This window comes from Bifidobacterium rousetti (assembly GCF_008698235.1).
Lineage (GTDB): Bacteria > Actinomycetota > Actinomycetes > Actinomycetales > Bifidobacteriaceae > Bifidobacterium > Bifidobacterium rousetti.
Genome location: NZ_PEBH01000011.1, coordinates 30,140 through 53,468, shown reverse-complemented (window position 1 = coordinate 53,468; position 23,329 = coordinate 30,140). Strand labels below are relative to the sequence as shown.

Genomic DNA, 23,329 nt, shown 5'->3' with positions numbered 1-23,329 from the left:
TCACACCACCTGGAACAGCAGGCACTTGAGATAGTCGGTCTCGGGAATGCCCCAGACGATCGGATGATCCGGCGCCTGCTGGCGTTCCTCGATCTGACGCAGACGCACGCCGGCGTCCTGCGCGGCCTCGGCGAGCATGCGCTTGAAATGCTCATGATCCATGAAATGCGAGCACGAGCAGGTCGCCAGATAGCCGCCGCGAGGCAGGATACGCATCGCCCGGTAGTTGATCTCCCGATAGCCGCGTGCGGCCGAGCCGATCGTGCTGCGGCTCTTGGTGAACGCCGGCGGATCGAGGATGATGAAATCGAATCGCTCGGGATTGTGCGTGCGCTCCAGCTCGGGCAGCAGATCGAAGATGTTCGCGACGGTGAAGTCCATGCGGCCCTCGACATCCGGCCCGTTGAGACGCGCGTTCTCCCTCGCCATGTCGATGGCGGTTTCGGACACGTCGACCGCACGTACGAACTGCGCGCCGCCGAGGGCCGCGTTGAGGGCAAAGGAGCCGGTGTGCGTGCAGCAGTCGAGCACACGCCGCCCCCGGGCAAGTCGTGCCACGGCACGGCGGTTGTACTTCTGATCGAGGAAGAACCCCGTCTTCTGGCCGTTCGCGAAGTCGACGTGATACCTGACGCCGTTTTCGGTGATGTCGGTGAGGCTCGGGCCGAAATCGGATGCGCCCGAGTCCGACCACCAGCCGGTTGTCTGCTCCAGTCCCTCCAGCGCGCGCGTGGCTACGTCGTTGCGCTCGTAGATGCCGCGCAACGACACCCCGTCCTCGGCGAAGACCCTGAGCAGCGCCGGGAAGATCACCGGCTTGAGGCGCTCCATGCCGGCCGACAGGGTCTGCGTGACAAGCATGTCGTTGAACCGGTCGACGATCAGCCCGGGGAATTCGTCGGCCTCGGAGAAGATCACACGGCAGGCGGACGCGTCGTCGCCCATCACGGTTTTGCGATACTCCCACGCCCAGCGGATCTTGCGCTCCCAGAACGCCGGCGAGAAGTCGTCGTTGGCATTGCGTGTCACCAGACGCACGCGGATGCGGCTGTGACGCGACAGCAGGCCGGTGCCCAGATAGGCGCCCTTGAGGTTCGCGACGTCGACGATCGAGCCGTCCGGCAGATCGTCGAGCGGGATGATCTCATCCTCGGTCCGGGGCGCGTTGAGCAGCTCCTTGCGACGACGGCGCTCGCGGAAGTCACCGCGTTTCGGACGGGCGGAGTCGGAATCGCCTTCGGTCTTGGCAGGTCCGTTGCCGCCGCCGTTCGCATCGGCCTCTTCCCATGCGCCGGGTTTGAGCGATCCGTTGTTGTCCCAAGCCTCACCCGACGGCAGTGCGAACCGCCTGATCTCGCCCTCGTATACCCATGGATGCCCGCTTTCGAGCGCGCGTGCGCCCTTCTCGGTGATCACGGCTCGTGGATATGCTCTGTTCGTTTTCATGGCGCTGCCGTCCTGTCCTGTTGTGCTGTATTCTTTTTCGGTTCTTCTTCGGGTGAAGCCCGTGCCGTGCCCCGTGTTGCGCCGTGGGCGAATCGCGGATGATTCAGTGCGTCAGCACGGGGATTCTGGTGTTCGGCGAGAGCGGGCCGGTCGGGAGGAATCCGGATGCGGGGATCCGCATCAGATTGCGGTCGCGCGTGCCCATCGGATAGTCGGCGTACGCGCAGATGCGATGCTGCCCGTAGCCGACGCGATAGCGGTCGTTGTCGGCCGTGGCTTCGACGCTCGGGTCGCCGTAGCCGAACCACATCTCCAGGAACGTGCGTTCGCGTATCGACGGCACGTCGAATTCGAGTTCGGGCGATGTCTCGGGATGCTGCTCCAGCTGGTCGCTCGCCCGATCCATCTGTTCGCGGATGGACTGCCAGTCCATCTTGTCCCATTCGAGGCGGTTGTACTCCTCGTGGCGACTCGGCCAGAAATCGTCGTCGAACGCGCCTTCATACGGTTCGCTCGCCTGCGGCAACTCGAGCCGCCCGAGCGGGACGGCCCTCCACATCGCCTGCGAACCGATCTCGTTGTTGGCCGTCAAGGAAAACGCGCCCATGATGAAACCCTCCACCACCCTGATGCCGTTACGATCGCGCACGCTCAGTTACGCGCGCGACGCGCCGTCCCGCGACGGCGAATTGCCTGTGTTTGCTATTCGGTATGTGACTTCGATAAGTCCGATATGTGGACAGATGAAATCGCCATACGATGATAGGGGCGGTTGCGCCGGCCGGCCGTCGCCGTCCGGCTCGTGGAAAGGGCCTGTCCGACTCGTGAATACTCGTGAGCCATGCGTGCGCGACGACGGGGCGCGGTGGCGTCGCCGTGGTGTCCCTGTGGCGTCGTACACTGGTCGATTGCTGTGTCGTGAGACGGGTCACCGCATAAACCCGTCCCGCTTCAGAAAGTCCAGCCGGGCCGCCGCAAGGCGCGACTCCCGGCGGATTGGCACCCCTTCGCCGGCGAACCGGCGGGGGAACGAATCGGCGTGCGCGGAGCCGTCGGGCGGGATGCCCGTGAAACGGCCGTGAAACGCGCGCCCCAACCGGTGGCCGATATGCGGCGGCACCTAAGGAACATCATGGTTAACGCTATCGAGGCTTTCGACGCCAAGCACATGAAGCCGGCCGAGGAGATCCCGACCTTCCGTCCGGGCGACACCGTCGACGTGAACGTCAAGATCAAGGAAGGCAACAACTCCCGTATCCAGACCTTCACCGGCGTGGTCATCGCCCGTAAGGGCGCCGGCGTGCGCGAGACCTTCATCGTCCGCAAGGTCAGCTTCGGCACCGGTGTCGAGCGTCGCTTCCCGCTGCACTCCCCGTCCATCGACTCCATCAAGGTCGTGCGTCTGGGCCGTGTCCGTCGCGCCAAGCTGTACTACCTGCGCGCCCTGCGCGGCAAGGCCGCTCGTATCGTCGAGCGTCGCGCCAAGTGACGTCATCTCTGACGCCTGCGCGGAAAGCGTGAAATTCGGCCCGGAAACCCGTTGGTTCCGGGCCGTTTCCATACCCGCGCACTATGATGGCCCAAGCACCGCCGACTAGGACATCAGGGCGGACATATCAGGAAGGCAAGCATGGCATCGAACGAATCCGATGAGCGCGACCGCAACACGTTCGACGTGGCCAATCACGGCGTCGACCCATCCGATGTGCCGGTGACCGCCGAGGTCGTGGGCGTCAGCGAACAGCCGGTCGATGCGCGCGTCGGCCATGCCGGTCATGCCGGTCATGCCGGCCGCGGGGGCTTCCGCGGAAACGCCGACGCCGAAGACGATGGCGACGGCCGGTTCTCCTGGCGCGACACGCTCATCTGGTGCGGCATCCCGATCCTCATCGTCATCCTGATCCGCGTCCTGCTCGTCGGCTTCTACGAGATCCCGTCGCGCTCGATGGAAAGCACGATCGAACCCGGCGACCGCGTCGTCACGTCGAAGCTCTCGCCGCGCGTCATCGGCCTCGAACGCGGGGACGTCGTCGTCTTCCATGATCCCGCCGATTGGCTCGCCGGCGAACAGTCGTCCAGCCCGCTGGCCGGCGACTACCTCATCAAACGCGTCATCGGCCTGCCTGGCGACACCGTCGAATGCGGGGGCGCCGGCCAGCCGATCAAGGTCAACGGCGTGGCCGTCGACGAAAGCGCGTACCTCAAGGCCGGGGTCGACCCCAGCGCCTTCCCGTTCAGCGTGACGGTCAGCGCGAACCACATCTTCGTCATGGGCGACAACCGCGCCAACTCCGCCGACTCCCGCTACCATCAGGACGATGGCGACCACGGCCTCGTGCCGGTCGACGACGTCGTCGGCGTCGGCATCGCCCGATACTGGCCCGTGAGCCGCATCAGCGGGCTCGACGCCCACCACGAGGTCTTCGCCTCCGTACCCGACGCGGGTGTTTCGGGCAGTGCGGGCGACGCCGCATGATCACCCCCACGCTCGATCTGGAACGCGACCTCGCCGCGCGAGGATACGACCTGATCTGCGGCTTCGACGAGGTCGGCCGCGGCGCGCTCGCCGGCCCGGTCATGGTCGGCTGCGCCGCGATCTGGGCGCGCGATCTCGGGGGCGATGCCGGCGGGCCGTTGGAGGTCCCGGCGGGCGTCGCCGACTCGAAGCTGCTGACCGAGCATCGCCGCGAGGCCATCTACGACGAGCTGACCGACTGGGCCGCCGCCTACGCGGTCGGTTCGGCGTCCAACGCAGAGATCGACGAGTGGGGCATCACCTACGCGCTCGGCGTCGCCGCCCTGCGCGCGCTGGCCGAAGTCGAACGCAAACTGGGACTCGGCGATTCCGCGACCGGCGCCGCGTCTCCCCATCCTGTCCGCGTCGGCGCGATCCTCGACGGCCCGAGCGACTACATCACCAAGGCGCTCGACACCTTCGACGCCCCCGAGGTCCCGATCCCCGCCCGCGTGACCACCAAGGTCAAGGGAGACCGCCACTGCGCCGTCGTCGCCACCGCGGCCGTGATCGCCAAGGTCACTCGAGACCATCTCATGGTTGAACTCGCCGAATCCGACCCCAAGTACGAATCTTACGAATGGGAGCACAACAAGGGCTACGGCACCCAGGCCCACCGCGACGCCATCGCCCAACACGGCCCCAGCGACCTTCATCGCCTCTCCTGGAAACTTACATGAAAACGGAGCGGGGAGGCGGAATCCGCTGGTCGCGACCGTAGGCTTGGCCGAGCGGCCTTGAGCGTGTCGCGACCAGCGGATTCCGCCTCCCCGCGGCCCACGCCGGAACTCAGAGGATCGAACATTCTCCGCTGTTACCTGTGAGCGCTCACTGTGTCGGACGGGCGTTCGCGATAAGCTGGAGCCCTAAGTGCCGTCAGTGCAATGCCGCGCGGAAGGAGAAGAGGTATGGTTTCCAGCCGCAACACGAACAAACGTCCCTCGATGTTCGAGGTCGCCAAGCTCGCGGGGGTCAGTCATCAGACCGTTTCGCGCGTCATCAACAATTCGCCGGACGTCTCCGAGACGACGCGCGCCCGCGTCAAGGCCGCGATCCGCGAGCTCGGCTACCGTCCGTCGAACTCCGCGCGCGCCCTCGCCTCCAGCCGTTCGCGCACGATCGGCCTGATCGCAGGCGGCCTCAAGTTCTACGGCCCGATCTCCGCGATCTCGTCGATCGAGTCGATCGCCCGCAGCCACGGCCTGTTCATGAGCGTGATGATGGTGCATGAGGCGCTGTGCACGCAGAAGGAGTTCGACAACCTCGTCGACACGTTCAACGAGCAGAACGTCGACGCGTTCATCTTCCTGACGCCGACCGACGTGATGCTCGACGTCGCCTGCCGCGCCCGCGTCGACCAGCCGCGCGTCATCGTCACGTCGACCCATGGCGGGATGAGCATGCGCGAGGCGCGTTCGCTGATCCCGGACGACGGTCTGACGCGCACGTCGTTCGTCGGCATCGACCAGTGGGGTGCGATGGCGGACGTGATGCGTCTGGTCAAGTCGGCCGGTCATCGCCGCGTGCTGTATCTGGCCGGCCCGTCGGAATGGCGCGACGCCGCGACGCGGCTGGTCGCGTGGGAGACGCTGTCCGCGGAGGCATCGATCCAGACGCAGGTGATGCGCTGCACGACGTGGGAGTCGGGCGAAGCGTACGCGAAGATGAACCGTCTGATCGACACGGCCGGTGTGACGGGCGCGAAGCTGCCGACGGCGGTCATCACCGCGAACGACAGCCAGGCGGTGGGTGTGGCGCGCGCGCTGCACGAGCACAGCCTGCGCATCCCGCAGGACGTGAGCCTCGTCGGCTTCGACGACATGACCGCGATGGACAACATGTATCCGCCGCTGACGACGGTCCGCCCCGATTTCGAGGGGCTCGGCACGGCGGCGATGCGCGAGACGCTGCGGTTGCTGGGGGAGGGGTCGTCGCCCCAGCTGCCGAATTCGCAGCATGGCGTCGGACTGGTGCCGGCGTCGGTGCGCGACCGCACCTCGCTCGGTCCGGTGCCGCCGCGTGTGGTGTGAGATGTCGGGAGTGCGGTGTCGCGTGGAATCGGCGGTATAAGGCCGGATTGTGACCTGTTATCAAACCGTTATCAAGCGTGACACGTCGGGGTTGTGTTCGCCCGGCTCAATCTGTACAATGGAGCACGGAAATTGTGAGCGTTAACAGCACGCCCGACGAGGGGTGGTTGACAACGTTCGCGGGACGACGATCGGGCGGTGATGGCCGGCCGATCAGTGAGGAGTCACACATACTATGGCAGCTACGAATGATTCGGAGCAGGTCGCCGCGATCGCCGAGAAGATCCGCGCCGGCAAGACCTCGCTGGGCATCGAATTCGGTTCCACCCGCATCAAGGCCGTCCTGATCGACGACACCTACAAGACCATCGCCTCCGGCGACTACGGCTGGGCCTCCCATCTGGAGGACGGCCTGTGGAGCTACTCCAAGGAGGAAATCTGGAAGGGCCTGCAGTCGGCCTACGCGTCCATGGCCAACGACGTCGAGACCGCGTACGGCGAGAAGCTCACCCACATTGGCCACATCGGTTTCTCCGCGATGATGCACGGCTACCTCGCCTTCGACGAGAACGGCGAGCTGCTCGTGCCGTTCCGCACCTGGCAGAACACCAACACCTCCGAGGCGCACGAGAAGCTCTCCCAGCTGTTCCAGTACAACATCCCCGAGCGCTGGTCCATCGCCCACCTCTACCAGGCGGTCCTCAACAAGGAGGAGCACGTCTCCAAGGTCGCGTACTTCACCACGCTCGCCGGCTACGTCCACTGGAAGCTCACCGGACGCAAGGTGCTCGGCGTCGGCGACGCCTCCGGCATGTTCCCGATCGACCCGACCACCCACACCTACGAGACCGAGTTCATCAAGCAGTTCGACGCCCTGCCCGAGGTCGCCGTCCAGCCGTGGAAGCTCGAGGACCTGCTGCCCGAGCCGCTCGTCGCCGGCACCCCGGCCGGTGAGCTGACCGCCGAAGGCGCCAAGCTCCTCGACCCGTCCGGCACGCTCCAGCCCGGCATCGTGCTTGCCCCGCCGGAGGGTGACGCCGGCACCGGCATGGTCGCCACCAACTCCGTGCGCGTGCGCACCGGCAACGTCTCCGCCGGCACCTCGATCTTCGCGATGGTCGTGCTCGAGCACAAGCTCAAGGCCCTGCACCCGGAAGTCGACCTCGTCACCACCCCGGCCGGCGACCTCGCGGGCATGAGCCACGCCAACAACTTCACCTCCGACTTGAACGCGTGGGTCGGCCTGTTCGGCCAGTTCGCCAAGGCGATCGGCCAGCCGGTCGACGCCGGCACGCTCTACGGCACGCTGTTCCGCTCGGCCATCGCCGATGACGTCGACTCCAACTGCGGAGGCCTGATCAACTACCCGTTCCGCTCCGGCGAGTTCCTGGCCGGCCTGCCCGAAGGCCGCCCGCTGTTCGCCCGCAGCCCCGAGGCCAACATGACCCTCGGCAACTTCATGCGCGCCCAGCTGTTCTCCGCGTTCTCCCCGGTCAAGATCGGCATGGACGTCATGACCAAGCAGGAGCACGTCCAGATCGACTCCCTCGTCGGCCACGGTGGCATCTTCACCACGCCGAAGGTCGCGCAGAAGATCCTCGCCGCCGCGTTCAACACCCCGATCAAGGTGATGTCCACCGCGGCCGAGGGCGGCGCCTGGGGCATGGCCGTGCTCGCCGACTACCTGTGGAACACCAACGAGGACCACACCAACCTCGCCGACTACCTCGACGGCCGCGTGTTCAAGGACGCGCAGTCCACCACCGAAGAGCCCTACGCCGGCGATGTCGTCGGATTCGAGGACTTCTTCGCCCGCTTCTCGAAGGGCCTGCCCATCGAGCACACCGCGATCGAGACCATCGATCTCGAAGACAAGTAATCCCTCCCTTCTCTGGCCCCCTCTGATGGGACGTTGCCGTGAAGCAAGCAGCAGAGCTGTTTGTAGGCAACGTGCGAGCCGACAGGCGAGCCTGAAGGCGGTCGGGGGCTCGGCCGGCTTCCGTCTTGGCCCCCTCTGACGAGGGGGCTGTCAGCCGGAGGCTGACTGGGGGAGAGACCCGAACGGTATTTGCAATCAAATCGTCAATCCATCACTAGTGGAAAGGAAACCCAAATTATGGCTACTTTGGCTGATTATGGTCCTGAGGTGCGTGCCGAGGTCAAGCAGGTGCGCGAGGTGGTCTCGAACCTGCACCAGCAGCTGATCAAGTGGAACCTGGTCGTGTGGACGGCGGGCAACGTGTCGCAGCGTCTGCACACGGCGGACCTGTTCGTGATCAAGCCGTCGGGCGTGCGTTACGAGAACCTGACGCCGAACTCGATGGTCGTTGTCGATCTCGACGGCAACGTGGTGGACGGCACCGAGGCGCCGAGCTCGGATACGGCGTCGCACGCGTACATCTACCGCAACATGCCTGACGTGTACGGTGTGGTGCACACGCACTCCACCTACGCCACGGCGTGGGCGGCGACGGGTCAGAACATCCCGTGCGGTCTGACGATGATGGGTGACGAGTTCGGCGGCCCGGTGCCGGTGGGCCCGTTCCGTCTGATCGGCTCGGAGGCGATCGGCGAGGGCGTGGTGGAGACGCTGAAGAAGTACCCGAAGTCGCCGGCGGTGCTGATGCAGAACCACGGTCCCTTCACCATTGGCAAGGATGCTGAGGGCGCGGTGAAGGCCGCCGCCATGACCGAGGAGGTGGCGCACACGATGTGGGCCGCCCGTCAGCTGGGTGAGATCATCGAGATCGACCAGGCCGACATCGACAAGCTGAACGACCGCTACCAGAACGTCTACGGCCAGCACTGATCCGATGGTGCGCCTCCCGCGCTGAGCCGTCAAGCGGACAGTCCGGTGGACTGTCCGTAGGCGAAGTGAGCGGTCGTTAAGACCGCGAAGGCTGTGCGTCAGCACAGCGCCGAGACTCGACGTACCTTCGTACGCCTTCGTCTCCCGCGCCTTGGATTCGCACGCATCGGACCACCGCCGGCTACGCCAGCACTGACTTGGCGGAGTGTCCGCGGCGTTGCTCCTCGGTCGACGTGCCTTCGCACGCCTTCCCTCGGTGCGCCTTGCGGACACACACGCCAAGCCGTCGCTGACGCGCTGACTGCGCCAGCAGCACTGAGGGCTTTCCTTCGGCCCCCTCTGACGGGGGGGGGCTCCCGCGGAAGCGGGTGGGGGAGAGACCCATCGATCAACAAACAAAACGACTTTTGGTCCGACTGCGAAGTCGGACCAAAACGTGATCCAATCCATCACAACGAAGTAAAGGAAGTAACCCATGGTTATGGAGAACCCGTTCGAGGGCAAGGAAATCTGGTTCGGCGTCGGCTCGCAGGACCTGTACGGTGAGGAGGCCCTGCGTCAGGTCGCCATCCACTCCGCCGAAATGGTCGACTACCTCAACAACACCGGCAAGATCCCGGCGAAGATCGTCCTCAAGCCCACCCTGAAGTCCTCCGACGGCGTCAAGGAGTTCATGGTCGAGGCGTCCGCCAACCCGAACGTCATCGGCGTGATCACCTGGTGCCACACCTTCTCCCCGGCCAAGATGTGGATCCGCGGCCTCGAAGTGCTGACCAAGCCGCTGCTGCAGCTGGCCACCCAGCACCACAAGGAGATCCCGTGGGAGACCATCGACATGGACTTCATGAACCTGAACCAGGCCGCCCACGGCGACCGTGAGTTCGGTTACATCGTCTCCCGTCTCGGCATCAAGCGCAAGATCGTCGTCGGCCACTACACCGACCCGGAGGTCGCCGAGAAGGTCGGCACCTGGGCCCGCGCCTGCGCCGGCTGGGACGCCTCCAACAACATGAAGGTCATGCGCTGGGGCGACAACATGCGCAACGTCGCCGTCACCGAGGGCGACAAGACCGAGGCCGAGCGCGTCTTCGGCGCCTCCATCAACACTTGGGCCGTCAACGAGCTCGTCGCCGCGTACGAGGCCGTCAAGGACGATCAGGTCAAGGAGATCATCGAGGACTACAAGGCCAAGTACGACGTCGACCCGGCCCTGCTCGACGCCAAGTACGACTCCCTGTACATCGCCGCCAAGGAAGAGGCCGCGATGGTCAACATGATGCGCGCCAACGGCTGCACCGCCGGCGTCGACAACTTCGAGGACCTCGGCGCCCTCCCGCAGCTGCCGGGCGTCGGCCCGCAGCGCTTCCCGTCCGAGTACGGCTGGGGCTTCTCCGCCGAAGGCGACTGGAAGACCGCCGTCCTCGTGCGCATCGGCGCCGTCATGGGCTACGGCCTTGAGGGTGGCGCCTCCCTCATGGAGGACTACTCCTACAACTTCACCGAGGGCGACGAGCTCGACATGGGCTCCCACATGCTCGAGGTCTCCCCGTCCATCGGCACCATCGCCAAGCCGAAGCTCGAGATCCACCCGCTCGGCATCGGCGGCAAGGCCGACCCGGTCCGCCTCGTCTTCTCCGGCAAGCCGAAGAAGGACGCGGTCGTCGTCTCCATGTCCGACGTGCGCGAGCGCTTCCGCCTGCTCATGGACGTCGTCGACGTCGTCGAGCCGCAGGGTTCCCTCAAGGAGCTTCCGTGCGCCCGCGCCGTCTGGCAGGCCAAGCCGGACCTGAAGACCGCCGTCCAGTGCTGGATCACCGCCGGCGGCTCCCACCACACCTGCATGACCACCTCCGTCGGTCGTGAGGCTTGGGAGGACTTCGCCCGCATCGCCGGTGTCGAGCTCGCCGTCATCGACGAGAACACCACCGCCCGCCAGTTCGAGAAGGAGCTGGAGCTGTCCGAGATGGTCCACCGTCTCGACAACCGTCACTGATCGGCTGACCTGTTAGTAACCACGTGAAGGGCCCGATTCCCCATCAGGGGAGTCGGGCCCTTCACGGTTTTCGGCCCCGGCGCGCTCAGCGCTTGCCGGCGTAGAGGTCGTGTTCGATGACGTCGGCGAAGACGCGGTTGACGGCCGGGCGCACCACCTTGAGCGAGGGGGTCAGGCACTTGTTCTCCTGCGTCAGTTGCGTGTCGAGGACCACGAACTTGCGCACGGACTCGGCGCGCGAGACCGTCGCGTTGGCCTTGTCGACGTAGCGCTGGATCTCGTCGTGGACGGCCGCGTTCGTCGCGAGGCGGTCGATCGGGGTGTCGATCGACAGGCCGTGTGCGGGCAGCCACAGGGCCAGCGCCTCCGGGTCGAGCGTCACCAGCGCGCCGATGAACGGGCGCTGGTCGCCGACCACCACCGCGTGTTCGACGATCGGGCACTTGGCGATCTCCTCCTCCAGCGGGATCGGGGAGACGTTCTTGCCGCCGGCCGTGATGATGATGTCCTTCTTGCGGCCGGTGATCGCGATGCGGCCCTCGTCGTCGATCGACGCGAGGTCGCCGGTCTTCAGCCAGCCGTCGGACGTGAACGCCTCGGCGGTCTTGTCGGGCAGGTTGTGGTAGCCGCGGAACACGTTCGGGCCCTTGACCTGCAGCTCGCCGTCCTCGGCGATGCGCACCGAGGAACCGGGCGCGGGCTGGCCGACCGTGCCGATCACGTTGTCGTCGACGCGCGTGGCGGCGAACGGCGCGGCCGTCTCCGTCATGCCGTAGCCCTGGATCATCGGCAGGCCGATGCCGTTGTAGAAGTGCGCGAGATCGAGCGAGAGCGGCGCGCCGCCGCACGCCACGTACTTGATCTTCGGGCCGAGCGCGCCGCGCACCGTGCGGTAGACGAGCGCCTCGTAGCGCGCGTGGTCGGCGATCTCGCGCAGCGTGTGCTTCTCGCCGGTCTGCTCCTCGCGGCTCCACGCGATCGCCGCGTCCGCCGCCTTGAGGAACAGGCGGCCCTTCCAGCCTGCGCCCGCCTTGTGCGAGGCCGCGTTGTACACCTTCTCGAACACGCGCGGCACGCCGAGGAGGTACGTCGGCTCGAACGAGCGCAGATCCGGCAGCAGGGACTTCGTGTCCGGCAGGTAGCCGACCACGCCGTCGTCGGAGGCGATCGACGCGTACTGGATGAACCGGGCGAAGCAGTGGGCGAGCGGCAGGAACAGCAGTAGGCGCGGATGATCGTCGAGGACCATCTCGTGCAGGGCCTCGCTCGCGGCGAGCGTGATCGACACGAAGTTGCGGTGCGTGAGCTCAACGCCCTTCGGCGCGCCGGTCGAACCGGACGTGTAGACGATCGTCGCGAGATCGTCGATCTTCACCGAGGCGATGCGCTCGTCCAGCTCCTCGTCCGACACCGTGACGCCGAGACCCTCCAGCGCGCCCAGCGCGTTGCCCTCGATCATGAGGATCTGCTTCAGGGCCGGGCAACGGTCCTTGACCGAGTCGAGGCGGTCGAAGCGCTCGCGGTCGTCGGCGAACGCGAGCTTCACGTCGGAGTCGTTCATGATGCGCTCGGCCTGCGCGGCGGAGTCGGTGTCGTAGATCGGCACGCTGACCGCGCCGATCGCGGCGATCGCGAAGTCGAGCACGCCCCATTCGAGACGGGTCGAGGAGAAGATCGTCACGGCGTCGCCCTTGCTGATGCCGAGGGCGATCAGGCCGCGCGCCGCGGAGACGACCATGCGGTGGAAGTCGCCGGTGGTGATGTTCTGCCAGCGGCCGGGGCCGAGCTTCTTCTCGGCGATGACCGTGTCCTCGCCGGTGCGCTCGAGGCGTGCGGTGAGCAGGGAGTAGATGGTCTGGTCGTCCTTGAGCTCGATCGACGAGCCGGGGGTGGTGTATTCGGTGAGCATTGCGGGTTCCACGTTCCTTACGTACGTTCGGCGGCGGGGATGGTCGCGCGTCCGCGTGCCCGGCGCCAGCGATGTGGTCCTACGTGGTCCTGCGGTCGAACGTTGACGCTCCCCGTCATGTTGTCAACGAGGTTACGCGCCCGTAGGTTGCGCCGTATTGTGCGCAATGCCACAACCCGCGGCCCCGCTTTTGTGCGAAGCCACAACGGGTCACAACGGGCCACAACGGGCCGGTTTGCCGCCGGCTTACTGGGCCATCACCGTTTCGGCCTGCATCAGGTGGACGTTGGCGCGCATGAGGCGGGCGTCCTCGCGGGTGATCTCCTGGTTTTCGAGCATCTCGCGGATCGTGTCGAGCTCCATGCGCATCGCGTCGGCGCGCACGGCCTCGACCTGTGATTCGTCCGCGATCGGGATCGCCGACATGGATGTGTCCAGGATCTGGTTGAGGCCCTTGCGGTATTCGATGAGCAGCTCCGCGACCAGCTCGGCGTCGTAGACGTGGTCGAGCATGAGATCCTGCAGCTTCTCCATGACATCGTTGTACAGCGGCACCTGCACCGCGCGGATCGCGCGCGTGCGCTCTGCCTCGAGGCCGGGCGTGCGCCGGGCCACGCCCTCCCAGAAGCGACGGATCACCGGCATGAACCGGCGGCGCAGCTTCGCGAGGCGGAACGACAGGCCGTGGCGCACCGTGCGCTCGCCGTCGCCGGGCTCCAGCCGCTCCAGCACCCCCTCGATGTGCTCGAGCAGGTACCGGGCGCCCTCGAGCTGCGTGCGCGTCTCCTCGTCCGGGTCGACGATGTTCTGACGCGCCTTGATCGATTTGAGCAGCCAGTCGCGCTCCCATTCGAGCGTGCGCACGCGCAGCTCGTTGGCCTCGCGCGGCGAGGACGAGGGGATATTCGCCTCCACGCGTTCGATGCGGTCGTTGTAGCTCTTGAGCACGCGCGTGACGGCCGTGTGCGTCTCGGGCGTCTCCCCGTCGACGATCTTCGCGATCGTGCGGCGCAGCATCTCGATGTCGCGTCTCGCCCACTCCTCCTTCGACGTGTCCGCGGGCTTGGGGGAGAGCAACGGCAGCATGATGTTCGAGATGAGGATCGACAGGACGATGTAGCCCGAGACGATGAACAGAATGATGTTGCGCACCGGCACCGACGCGCCGTCATCAACCGAATACGGCAGCGAGAACGCCATCGCCAGCGAGATCGCGCCCTTCGGGCCGCCGAAGGTCATCACCACGGCCGAATGCCAGCGTTCCGACGTCATCTTGCGGCGCAGCCCGGTGGCGAGGTCCTTCGCCCAGCGCAGGGTCGCCACGCACCAGAAGAAGCGCAGCAGCAGCGTGAGCACGGTCAGCAGCAGCACGAGCCCGATCATCGCCCACAGGTTGACGCGCGGATCGTCCCAGATCGTGCGCATCGCGATCGGCAGTTCGATGCCGAGCAGCACGAACACCATGCCGTTGAGCGTGAAGTCGACGAAATGCCACACCGAGTTCGATACGAGGTTGACGCGCGCCACGTCGCCGCCGACGCCGGTGCGCGGGAACGTGATCACTACGCCGCACGCGACCACGGCCAGCAGGCCGGAGATGCCGACGTGCTCCGAGATCAGGTACACGCCGAACGGCAGGAAGCACTCCATGAGCATGCGCGTGGTGACGTCCTCGAGGTTGTGGCGGCGCAGGGTCAGGACCATGCGGTCGAACAGCCATCCGACCACGGCGCCGATCAGCGTGCCGAGCACGAAGCTCAGCAGCACCTGCCAGCCGAAGCCGACCGGCGAGAACTTGCCGGTGGCCAGTGCGACGAGCATCGTCTGGAAGCCGACGAGGCTGACCGGGTCGTTGAGCAGGCTCTCGCTCTGCAGCACCGACTGCTGGCGGGGGGTGAGCTTGACGACGCCGCCCAGCTGCGCGACCGACACCGCGTCGGTGGGGCTGATGACCGCGCCCATCGCGACGGCCGCCATCATCGGGATGGCCGGCCAGATCGCGTGCAGGGCGACGCCGCTGAGCGCCATCGTCACCAGCACGAGGCCGACCGCGAGCGACATCGACAGGTTGAGGTCCTTGCCGAGGGCCTCGCGGTCGATGTTGCGCGCCTCGAGATAGAACAGCGGGACGATGAACAGCAGCATGAACATGTCCGGCTCGAACTGGATGTTCTGCAGCGCGGGCGTGAAGTACCACGCGATGCCGAAGGCTATCTGGATGAGCGGTGTCGAGATCTTGGGCAGGAAGCGGCTGAGGAACGAGGAGATCAGAATCGCGAAGAGGATTTCCGTGACGAGTATCGCGTCCGCCATCGTTCCATGTGCTCCTTTGTGGGGCCGCACGGTTCGCGCGCGTCGTCCGCGGTCCGCCGGGAATCGGCGTCCGGTCGCGCGTTGACGGGCGGATGACGGGGAACGGATGTCCCCAATCGTCCCATCGCCATCCCCGAAGTGGGCCCCATACGGGCATGGACCCGCTTTCATGATATTGACGGAGCGTGCACCGGCGGGCGCCCACTAACGGAACGCATACGCATATGAGGGTGTGTTCCTTATGGTTTCCTAACATATGGCGATATATGACGTTCGCTGCAGGCGCATCTGGCGTGTACCCCCGCTTTTCGGTACGGTGGGAAGGATTTGACACGCGAAGGGAAGCATTCATGTTCGATAAACGACTGTTCCAACTGGCGCCCGGCATCGGCCGGCTCGTGGCGGGCAAGATCGCGTGCCTGTGGGTGGCGCTGCTCGCCAACATCGGGTTCATGGTCGCGCTCGTCGCGCTGCTCGGCAACCTGCTTGCGGCCGTGGGCGTCGGGTCGGGCCACGCCGACAGGCCGATGGCCGGCGACCTCCTCGTCTACCTCGCGATGATCGCCGTGTGCGCGATCATCCGATTCTGGATGACCACGCTCGCCGCACGACTCGGCACCGAGGCCTCCGAGCGCGTCAAGCTCGCGCTGCGCGAGAAGCTGTACCGCAAGATGCTCGCGCTCGGCCCCTCCTACCGTTCCCGCGTGAAGACCGCCGACGTCGTCCAATCCGCCGGCGAGGGCATCGAGCAGATCCAGACCTTCTTCGAACTGTTCCTGCCGCAACTGTTCTACGCGGTGATCGCGCCGCTCACGCTGTTCCTTGTGATCGCCCCGATCAACCTGCCGACCTCGCTCACCCTGCTCGTCTGCGCGCCGCTCATCGTCGTGATCGTCGGCATGGTCGCGATGAGCGCCGCCCGCGTGTTTAAGAAGTACTGGGGACGCTACACCGACATGGGCGCCGCCTTCCTCGACGACCTGCAGGGCCTCGAGACCCTGAAGGCGTTCGACGCCGACGAGCGTGCCGCCCGCGAGATGGACGAGAAGGCCGAGAACTTCCGCGTGATGACGATGCGCGTGCTCCAGATCCAGCTGCGTTCCCTGTCCGCGATGGACATCGTCGCGTACGGCGGCACCGCGGCCGGCATCGGCGTCGCGCTGTGGCAGTATGCCTCCGGGCTCGCCGCGGGTGCGGGTGCCGGTGCGGGCGTTTCGCTCGTCACCTGGGCCGGCGGCCTGCCCGGCCCGCTCGCGTACGTCGGGTACGCGCTCGCCTACGCGTTCCCGTTCCGTCTCGGCGGCCCGCTCACGCTGTCCGGACTGCTGCTCATCGCCCTGCTGTCCGCCGATTTCTTCATCCCGCTGCGCCAGCTCGGGTCGTACTTCCACGTCGCGATGAACGGCATGACCTCCACCAAGCGCATCTTCGCCCTCCTCGACGCGCCCGAACCGCCGCGCGGCGACGAGTCCCTGCCCGCCGGCGCCGCCGACCTCACCGTCCGGTTCGACCACGTCGGTTTCTCCTATGATGCGGGTGATTCGGGCGACTCCGCCGACACGTCCGACTCCGCGGTCCCGTCACCCGCCCTGCGCGACGTCACCTTCACCGCGCGCCCCGGCCTGGTCACCGCGATCGTCGGCCTGTCCGGCTCCGGCAAGTCGACCGCCGCCGCGCTGCTCGCCGGCACGATCACCGGCTACTCCGGCTCCCTGACGATCGGCGAGACCGACTCCGCGGCCGGCGTCACCGGGGACGCGACGGCCGTCGAGGTCTCGCGCCTCGACGTCGAATCGCTCTCCCGCGCGGTCACGCTGATCGGCGCGCGCAGCCACCTGTTCGCAGCCACCCTGCGCGACAACCTCACGATGGCCCTGCCCGCGGGCGAGTCCACGGCCTCGGCCGACAGCGACGCGGACGCCGTCGAATCCCGCCTCTGGCAGGCGCTCGAACAGGCGCGCATCGCCGACTTCGTGCGCGAACAGCCCGACGGCCTCGACATGACCATCGAACAGGACGCCGCGAACCTCTCCGGCGGCCAGCGCCAGCGCATCGCGATCGCCCGCGCGCTGCTGCACGACGCGCCGATCGTCGTCTTCGACGAGGCGACCAGCAGCGTCGACGTCGAAAGCGAGGAGCTGATCCTCGCCACGATCCGCGATCTCGCCGCCACCCACGGCAAGACCGTCGTCATGATCACGCACCGCATGGCCAACGCCGTGCGTGCCGACAACATCGTCGTCTTCGACCACGGCGAGACCGTCGAAACCGGCGACCACCTCGACCTGCTCACCGCCGACGGCCGATACGCCGAACTCTTCCGCACCCAGGCCGACATCGAGTCGCTCGATGAGAACACCGACGAGAATGCCTTCCGTCCCCCTCTGACGGCAGGGCTGTCAGCGGAGCCGACCGGGGGAGAAGCCACCGGCGAAGCCGACGCATCCGTCCCGCCCTCCTATGATGGCGAAGGCGTCGCCAAGCGCCGCAAGGAGCGCGCGGCCCGCCAGCTCGAGGAACGCCGGAACTCGACCGCCGCCAACACCGGCTCCTGCACATCCGCCCCGACCGGGCCGATGACCACGCAGCAACTCATCGCCCGCCTGCTGGGCGAGGCGAAGCCGCTCGCCGGACTCATGACCGCGGCCTCCGTCACCGGCGCGATCGGCCACCTCTCCGCGACCTTCCTGCCGGTGTTCGGCATGATCGCCGCGTTCGCGCTCGCCGGACGGCCGGTGTGGGGGATGAGCGTCCGATCGGCCGTCATCGCGATGGTCGTCTGCGCGATCCTGCGCGGCCTCATGCGCTACGTCGAGCAATACCTCAACCACAACGTCGCCTTCCACCTGCTCGCCCTGTTCCGTTCGAAGGCGTTCGCCGCGCTGCGTCGCCTCGCGCCGGCCAAGCTCGCCGGACACGGCAAGGGCGATCTCATCGCCCTGATCACCACCGATGTGGAGCTGCTCGAGATCTTCTTCGCGCACACGATCAGCCCGGTGGCGATCGCCGTGGTCACATCCGTGGCCTACACGATCGCTCTGCTCACGCTCGACCCGGCGATGGCGCTGCTGCTCATCGTCGCGCATCTGATCATCGGCGTGGCCGTGCCGCGGTTCTTCGCCACCGGCGTGCGCAACCTCGGCCCCGCGATCCGCCGTCAGGCGTCCGCGCTCGACGACGTGATGCTCGATGACATGCGCGGTCTCGACGAGATCCTCCGATTCGGCCGCGGCGAGGACCGCGTCGCCGTGATCGTCGCGCGCACGAAGCGCCTGTGGCGCAAGCACGCCGATCTGAGCCGCGTCAACGGCCGGTTCGCCGCGATCGGCGGCCTGCTCGTGCTGATCCTGACGACCGCCGCGATGCTGCTCGCGGCCTTCGGTGGCGCGTCCGCAGGTCTCGCCGCCGACAGGCTCCCCGCGATCGTCGTCGCGTTCGTCCTGTTCGCCAGCTCCTTCGGCCCGACGATGGCGCTGAGCGCGCTGCCCGCGAACCTCACGCAGACCTTCGCCTCCGCGCGCCGTCTGTTCGCCCTGATGGACGAGTCGCCGGCCGTGCGCGAATCCGGCAAGCACACGCCCGACTACGAGGGCATGCGCCTTGACCGCGTCACCTTCTCCTACCCGCAGGACGCGAAGGATTCCAAGGCGACTCCGTCCGAGTCCGAGTCCGAAACCGAGTCCGGGACCGTCGCCGGCGGCCCGGTGCTCGACGACTTCACGCTGGACATCCCGCTGGCCGGCATCCTCGGCATCCAGGGGCCGTCCGGGCGAGGCAAGTCCACGACGCTCAAGCTGCTCATGCGCTACTGGGACCCGCAGTCCGGCACGGTCACGCTGTCCGGCACGCCGCTGCCGCAGGTGAACGCGCATCACCGCCGCCGCATCCAGGCCCTGATGGGTCAGGAGACGCACCTGTTCGACGGCACGATCCGCGACAACCTGCTGCTCGCCCTGCCGCAGGGCGAGGCGTCGGACGAGGCGCTGCGCGAGGCCCTGCGCAAGGCGTCGGTCCTCGACCTGATCGACTCCCTGCCTGAAGGTCTCGACACGCCCGTCGGCGAGCTCGGCGACCGCCTGTCCGAAGGCGAGCGCCAGCGCATCGGTCTGGCGCGCGTGTTCCTGCGCGACGCCGATCTCGTCCTCTTCGACGAGCCGACGAGCCGTCTCGATGCCCTCAACGAGGCCGTCATCCTGCGTTCGATCCGCGATCTCGCTCGAGGAACTCAAGGAACGGGAGAGGGCGAGGACGGCTCCGCGAAGGCCGTCGTCCTCGTCTCCCACCGTGAATCCGCGATGCGCATCGCGGACCGGACGCTGGCCCTGCGCTGAGCGTCTACGCCTTGATCAGGGCGTCGAGCGAGTCGAGCGCGCGGTCGATGGCCGCGGACTCGCGCTCCTCCTCGGCGAGGCTGTGGGCGTAGGCGTCCGTGGCCGCGGAAAGCGCGACTTCATGGTCGGTTTCATTGGCGGTTTCATGATCGGTCCCATGGTCGGTCTCGCTCGACGGCTGTTGCGGTTGTTGAGACTGTTGCGGCTGTCGCGCGTCCGCGTCACCGACCGCGAACGGATGGGACGTCACCGCGGCCTCGTCCTGCCCGTGCAGCCGTGATTCGTGCAGATAGGCGTTGCCGGTCCGGCCCGCCGCACCGGGGTTCATGCTTCTGATTCCCGAGGCGATGCCGTTTTCCGTCGAGTCCGCGCGGCGGGCGTTGCGGGCGTCGAGGCCCTCGGCGTCGCGCGTGTGCGCGGCCTGCATCGCTTCCTCGGCGGCATGCTGCGCCGACAGCCGTTCCGCCTCGGCCCGTTCGGCCGCCTCGATCTCGAAGATCTTCTTCTGCGCCGCGACGCGGGCGCGTTCGGCGGCGGCCATGATGCCCATCGCCTGCAGTCGCTCGTTCTCCACGCGCACCATCGTCGCCTCGGCGTGGCGGATGTTCGCGTCGGCCGAGCTCAGCGCGTACTTCGCGGCCGCCAGATCGGTGTTCGGCTGCCACAGGTGCTCGATCTCCTCGAGCGTGCGTCCCATCGTCTCGGGCACGATCGTGATGACGCCGAACAGGCAGATCAGGTCGATCACGGCGAAGATCGTGAACGAGATGCCGCCGCCGAGCCCGTCGATCATCAGCGGCGTGAACTGGGCGATGATCCAGTTGGCGAGCAGCAGGCACATCACGCACAGGCCGGTCGCCCGCCCGCGCAGATACGTCGGGAACAATTCGGGGATCACGATCCACGGGATCGGCCCCATCGAGAACGCGAACGACGCGGTGAACATCATCACGAAGATCAGGGTGAGCAGGGAGCTGCCCATCGCGTACGAGGCGGAGATGCACAGCGCGAACGCGCACATCATCGCGGTGCCGATGGCCATCAGGCGCCTGCGGCCGAAGGTGTCGATCAGGTACATGCCAATCACGGTGGCGACCAGTTCGACGCCGCCCACGCTCGCCGCGGCGAGAAACTCGGTGTCGCCGCCGAAGCCCATGTCGGCGAACATGACCGGGCCGTAGTAGGAGATCGCGTTCATGCCGATGAACTGGTTGAACACCGCGAGGAAGATGCCGACCACGAGCGCCCGGCGCAGGCCGGGGCGGAACAGGTCGTGGAACTCGTGCGACATCTCGTTCTCGAGCTTGACCGACGCGCGGATATCGTCGGTGCGCAGTCGCGCGCGTTCGGTGCCGAGGATGTGCTCGAGCACTTCGAAGCCCTCGTCGGTCTTGCCGATCTGGATGAGGAAGCGCGGGCTTTCCGGCGCGCGCATCATCGCCAGGAGGAACGCGGCGGCGGGGATCGCGCCGAGCCCGAGCATCCAGCGCCAGCCGGTCTCGACGTCCCAGCGGTTCGTGCCGTAGGAGGCGATGATGTAGTTGATGACGTTCGTCAGGAAGATGCCGCATACGGCGAGCATCTGGTAGGAGAAGGCGAGCAGGCCTCGGATGTTGGTCGGCGCGGATTCGGTGATGTACGTGACGGCCAGCGCGGCGGTCAGTCCGATGCCGTATCCGCCGGCCACGCGCGCGACGATCAGGTCGAATGGGCCGATGGTCAATGCGCTCCAGATGGCCGCGACGAAGAAGAACACGCCGCCGATGATGAGCAGCCGACGCCGCCCGAACTTGTCGGACAGGAACCCGGCGCACGCGGCGCCGATGACGGCACCGATCATGATGGAGGAGATGACGAGTCCCTCCATCACGGTGCTGAGTCCGTACTTCGCGCGCAGGAATTCGATCGCGCCCGAGATGGACACGGTGTCGTAACCGTACAGCAGACCGGCCAGGCCTGCGCTCAGGGCCAGACCGAACGTGTATTTGCCCGAACCTTGCGTCCGGATCGTCGTTCCCAAGGGGTTCTGCTGTTTCGAAACAGCCTGAAACAGGCCCGCCATTTGCTCTTCCTCTCAAATGCAGCTATGGGGGATTGGTTCCATACTAGTGGCTGGGCCGCTGTTCGGGGGTGTTTGTTCACGTTGCGCGGGGTCGCGCGTGGCGTATTCGGCCCGTCTGATCGGTCGGCGGCATCGGTCGGCAACGGGGGTGCGACACGCGGATTGACAAATTGGTACACAGCTGTATCATAAGAATCGTACTTGGTACACGGATGTACCACCAAGTGCGGCAGACAGGAAACAGGACGGCAACGAATCGGAGAACGTACTCCGACTCGCATGTCCAGGAGGAGATAACACCATGCGAAACCTGAAGAAGATCGTCGCGGCCGGCGCCGCGGTCGCCACGCTCGTCGGACTCGCGGCCTGCGGCGGCGGCTCGGGCTCCGGGGACGCCAACGCGAACAAGGGCGACGCCGACAAGGCCGAGCTCGTGTTCTGGGGCTGGGACTCCGGCAACTCGATGAAGCAGATCCTCGCCGACTTCGAGAAGGCCAACCCCGGCATCACCGTCAAGTTCAACAACACCGGCACCGCCGAGAAGACCTCCACCGCCCTCTCCAACGCGATCGCCGCCGGCAACGGCGCCCCGGACGTCGTCATGCTCGAGGACCCGACCGTCACCCAGTTCGCCGTGACCGACGGCCTCGTCGACCTCTCCGAGTTCGGCGCCGACAAGCTCTCCGACGACTTCGCCGCCGGCCCGTGGAACAAGCTGCAGTACAACAACAAGCCGTATGCGCTGCCGATCGACTCCGGCCCGGAGATGTTCTTCTACAACAAGGCCGTGTTCGACAAGGCCGGCGTCGACGGCGAATCCATCAAGACGTGGGACGACTACTACGAGGCCGCCAAGAAGATCCGCGCCACCGGCTCCTACATCACCAACATCGCCGGCACCTCGAACGACTACCAGCCGTTCACCGCGCAGGTCTGGCAGTCCGGCGCCAAGCCGTGGACGGTCGATGGCGAGAACATCACCATCAACATGACCAAGGATGAGGGCATGCAGCGCTACATCAAGTTCGTCCAGAAGCTCATCGACGAGGACCTCGTCGACACCAAGACCCCGAACTGGTCCGACGACTGGAACCGTGAGCTCAACGACGGCACCCTCGCCTCCCTCACCATCGGCGCGTGGATGCCGATCAACCTCATGACCGGCGCCCCCGACCAGGCCGGCAACTGGCGCGTCGCCCAGCTGCCCCAGTGGGAGGAGGGCAAGGAGGTCTCCGCCGAGGACGGCGGCTCCGCGCTCGCGGTCGTCAAGCTCTCCAAGAACCAGGCCGCGGCCTACAAGCTCGTCGAGTACCTGACCCACGGCGACGGCGCCCAGACCATGGCCGACACCGGCACCTTCCCGTCCCTGAAGAAGATCCTGCAGTCCGATTCCTTCACCGATCCGACCACCGAGGCCAACAAGAAGACCAACGACTACTTCGGCGGCCAGAATGTCAACGAGGTTCTCGCCGAGGCCGCCCAGCGCCCGACCGAGAAGTTCCAGTACCTGCCGTACAACCCGTACGCCCAGTCCACCTACGGCGACGAGGTCTCCAAGGCCTACACCAAGGAGATCACCCTTGAGCAGGCCCTGACCAACTACGGCAAGAAGCTGGCCGAGCAGGGCGAGCAGCAGGGCTACACCGTCACCGTCAAGTGAGCCGGCGGTCCTGAACCACCCGAATATACGAACAAGCGTCGCGGCGCGATGCGGTGACCGGAAGGCGTGTTCATCCTTCCTTCCTTACCCCTCCCGGTCATGTCCTCCTTGATCGCCGGCCGCGAACCCGAATCGATGAGGGCGGGGATACTCCGCAGTATCCCCGCCCTTGTCATGCCCGACAGCCGCGTTTGGCCCCGCGTGTGCCGTGCGTGTGCCATGCGCGCCCAACGCCATCAACCGTTATCCAGTGTCAAGAAA

14 protein-coding genes are annotated in these 23,329 nt (G+C 66.6%); 9 read left to right on the top strand and 5 right to left on the bottom strand.

Annotation, left to right across the window (positions count from 1 at the left end):
- Positions 1 to 1,416, bottom strand: coding sequence for a class I SAM-dependent rRNA methyltransferase (locus CSQ85_RS10890; RefSeq protein ID WP_219894866.1), 1,416 nt, complete (start codon positions 1,414 to 1,416; stop codon positions 1 to 3).
- Positions 1,417 to 1,549: 133 nt separating this feature from the next.
- Positions 1,550 to 2,053 carry a hypothetical protein gene (locus CSQ85_RS10885; RefSeq protein WP_150384066.1) on the bottom strand — a complete coding sequence of 168 codons (504 nt, stop codon included), beginning with the start codon at positions 2,051 to 2,053 and terminating at the stop codon, positions 1,550 to 1,552.
- Between the two features lie 525 nt (positions 2,054 to 2,578).
- Between CSQ85_RS10885 and rplS the strand changes: the two genes are divergently transcribed.
- From rplS to araA, 7 genes are all read left to right on the top strand, one after another.
- Positions 2,579 to 2,935 carry a 50S ribosomal protein L19 gene (rplS, locus tag CSQ85_RS10880; RefSeq protein WP_107040675.1) on the top strand — a complete coding sequence of 119 codons (357 nt, stop codon included), beginning with the start codon at positions 2,579 to 2,581 and terminating at the stop codon, positions 2,933 to 2,935.
- Positions 2,936 to 3,076: 141 nt separating this feature from the next.
- Positions 3,077 to 3,922, top strand: a complete 846-nt coding sequence (gene lepB, locus CSQ85_RS10875) for a signal peptidase I (RefSeq protein WP_150384065.1) — start codon at positions 3,077 to 3,079, stop codon at positions 3,920 to 3,922.
- The gene (locus CSQ85_RS10870) at positions 3,919 to 4,641 is read left to right on the top strand and encodes a ribonuclease HII (RefSeq protein ID WP_150384064.1); all 723 of its coding nucleotides are present in this window, start codon (positions 3,919 to 3,921) and stop codon (positions 4,639 to 4,641) included. Before lepB ends, CSQ85_RS10870 begins: the two co-directional genes overlap by 4 nt.
- A gap of 228 nt (positions 4,642 to 4,869) precedes the next feature.
- Positions 4,870 to 5,991: a LacI family DNA-binding transcriptional regulator gene (locus CSQ85_RS10865; RefSeq protein ID WP_150384063.1), complete on the top strand. Its 1,122-nt coding sequence runs from the start codon at positions 4,870 to 4,872 to the stop codon at positions 5,989 to 5,991.
- Between the two features lie 235 nt (positions 5,992 to 6,226).
- Positions 6,227 to 7,870: a xylulokinase gene (locus CSQ85_RS10860; RefSeq protein WP_150384062.1), complete on the top strand. Its 1,644-nt coding sequence runs from the start codon at positions 6,227 to 6,229 to the stop codon at positions 7,868 to 7,870.
- A 237-nt stretch (positions 7,871 to 8,107) separates the two neighbouring features.
- The gene (locus CSQ85_RS10855; protein ID WP_107040680.1) at positions 8,108 to 8,800 is read left to right on the top strand and encodes an L-ribulose-5-phosphate 4-epimerase; all 693 of its coding nucleotides are present in this window, start codon (positions 8,108 to 8,110) and stop codon (positions 8,798 to 8,800) included.
- Positions 8,801 to 9,275: 475 nt separating this feature from the next.
- On the top strand, positions 9,276 to 10,793 hold the full coding sequence (gene araA, locus CSQ85_RS10850) for an L-arabinose isomerase (RefSeq protein WP_107040681.1): 1,518 nt from the start codon (positions 9,276 to 9,278) through the stop codon (positions 10,791 to 10,793).
- A gap of 85 nt (positions 10,794 to 10,878) precedes the next feature.
- Here araA and CSQ85_RS10845 read toward each other — a convergent pair whose 3' ends face one another.
- Both CSQ85_RS10845 and CSQ85_RS10840 read right to left on the bottom strand, forming a co-directional pair.
- Entirely contained in the window at positions 10,879 to 12,702 is a 1,824-nt protein-coding gene (locus CSQ85_RS10845) for an AMP-dependent synthetase/ligase (protein WP_150384061.1), read from the bottom strand.
- A gap of 246 nt (positions 12,703 to 12,948) precedes the next feature.
- Positions 12,949 to 15,015, bottom strand: coding sequence for a cation:proton antiporter (locus tag CSQ85_RS10840; RefSeq protein ID WP_190973018.1), 2,067 nt, complete (start codon positions 15,013 to 15,015; stop codon positions 12,949 to 12,951).
- Between the two features lie 350 nt (positions 15,016 to 15,365).
- Here CSQ85_RS10840 and CSQ85_RS10835 point away from each other — a divergent pair, with 350 nt between their 5' ends.
- On the top strand, positions 15,366 to 19,346 hold the full coding sequence (locus tag CSQ85_RS10835; RefSeq protein WP_150384059.1) for an ABC transporter ATP-binding protein/permease: 3,981 nt from the start codon (positions 15,366 to 15,368) through the stop codon (positions 19,344 to 19,346).
- A gap of 4 nt (positions 19,347 to 19,350) precedes the next feature.
- Here CSQ85_RS10835 and CSQ85_RS10830 read toward each other — a convergent pair whose 3' ends face one another.
- Positions 19,351 to 21,408, bottom strand: coding sequence for a sugar porter family MFS transporter (locus CSQ85_RS10830; RefSeq protein ID WP_150384058.1), 2,058 nt, complete (start codon positions 21,406 to 21,408; stop codon positions 19,351 to 19,353).
- Between the two features lie 301 nt (positions 21,409 to 21,709).
- Between CSQ85_RS10830 and CSQ85_RS10825 the strand changes: the two genes are divergently transcribed.
- Complete coding sequence (locus tag CSQ85_RS10825) at positions 21,710 to 23,068, top strand: ABC transporter substrate-binding protein (protein WP_150384057.1); 1,359 nt, start codon at positions 21,710 to 21,712, stop codon at positions 23,066 to 23,068.
- The last annotated feature ends 261 nt before the right edge of the window (positions 23,069 to 23,329 follow it).

Bases quoted from the DNA above. Each gene is read 5' to 3' on its own strand.
- CSQ85_RS10845 (WP_150384061.1), bottom strand. From the start codon at position 12,702: ATGCTCACCGAATACACCACCCCCGGCTCGTCGATCGAGCTCAAGGAC.
- CSQ85_RS10865 (WP_150384063.1), top strand. From the start codon at position 4,870: ATGGTTTCCAGCCGCAACACGAACAAACGTCCCTCGATGTTCGAGGTC.
- CSQ85_RS10870 (WP_150384064.1), top strand. From the start codon at position 3,919: ATGATCACCCCCACGCTCGATCTGGAACGCGACCTCGCCGCGCGAGGA.
- CSQ85_RS10825 (WP_150384057.1), top strand. From the start codon at position 21,710: ATGCGAAACCTGAAGAAGATCGTCGCGGCCGGCGCCGCGGTCGCCACG.
- CSQ85_RS10840 (WP_190973018.1), bottom strand. From the start codon at position 15,015: ATGGCGGACGCGATACTCGTCACGGAAATCCTCTTCGCGATTCTGATC.
- CSQ85_RS10885 (WP_150384066.1), bottom strand. From the start codon at position 2,053: ATGGGCGCGTTTTCCTTGACGGCCAACAACGAGATCGGTTCGCAGGCG.
- rplS (WP_107040675.1), top strand. From the start codon at position 2,579: ATGGTTAACGCTATCGAGGCTTTCGACGCCAAGCACATGAAGCCGGCC.
- lepB (WP_150384065.1), top strand. From the start codon at position 3,077: ATGGCATCGAACGAATCCGATGAGCGCGACCGCAACACGTTCGACGTG.
- araA (WP_107040681.1), top strand. From the start codon at position 9,276: ATGGTTATGGAGAACCCGTTCGAGGGCAAGGAAATCTGGTTCGGCGTC.
- CSQ85_RS10830 (WP_150384058.1), bottom strand. From the start codon at position 21,408: ATGGCGGGCCTGTTTCAGGCTGTTTCGAAACAGCAGAACCCCTTGGGA.
- CSQ85_RS10855 (WP_107040680.1), top strand. From the start codon at position 8,108: ATGGCTACTTTGGCTGATTATGGTCCTGAGGTGCGTGCCGAGGTCAAG.
- CSQ85_RS10860 (WP_150384062.1), top strand. From the start codon at position 6,227: ATGGCAGCTACGAATGATTCGGAGCAGGTCGCCGCGATCGCCGAGAAG.
- CSQ85_RS10835 (WP_150384059.1), top strand. From the start codon at position 15,366: ATGTTCGATAAACGACTGTTCCAACTGGCGCCCGGCATCGGCCGGCTC.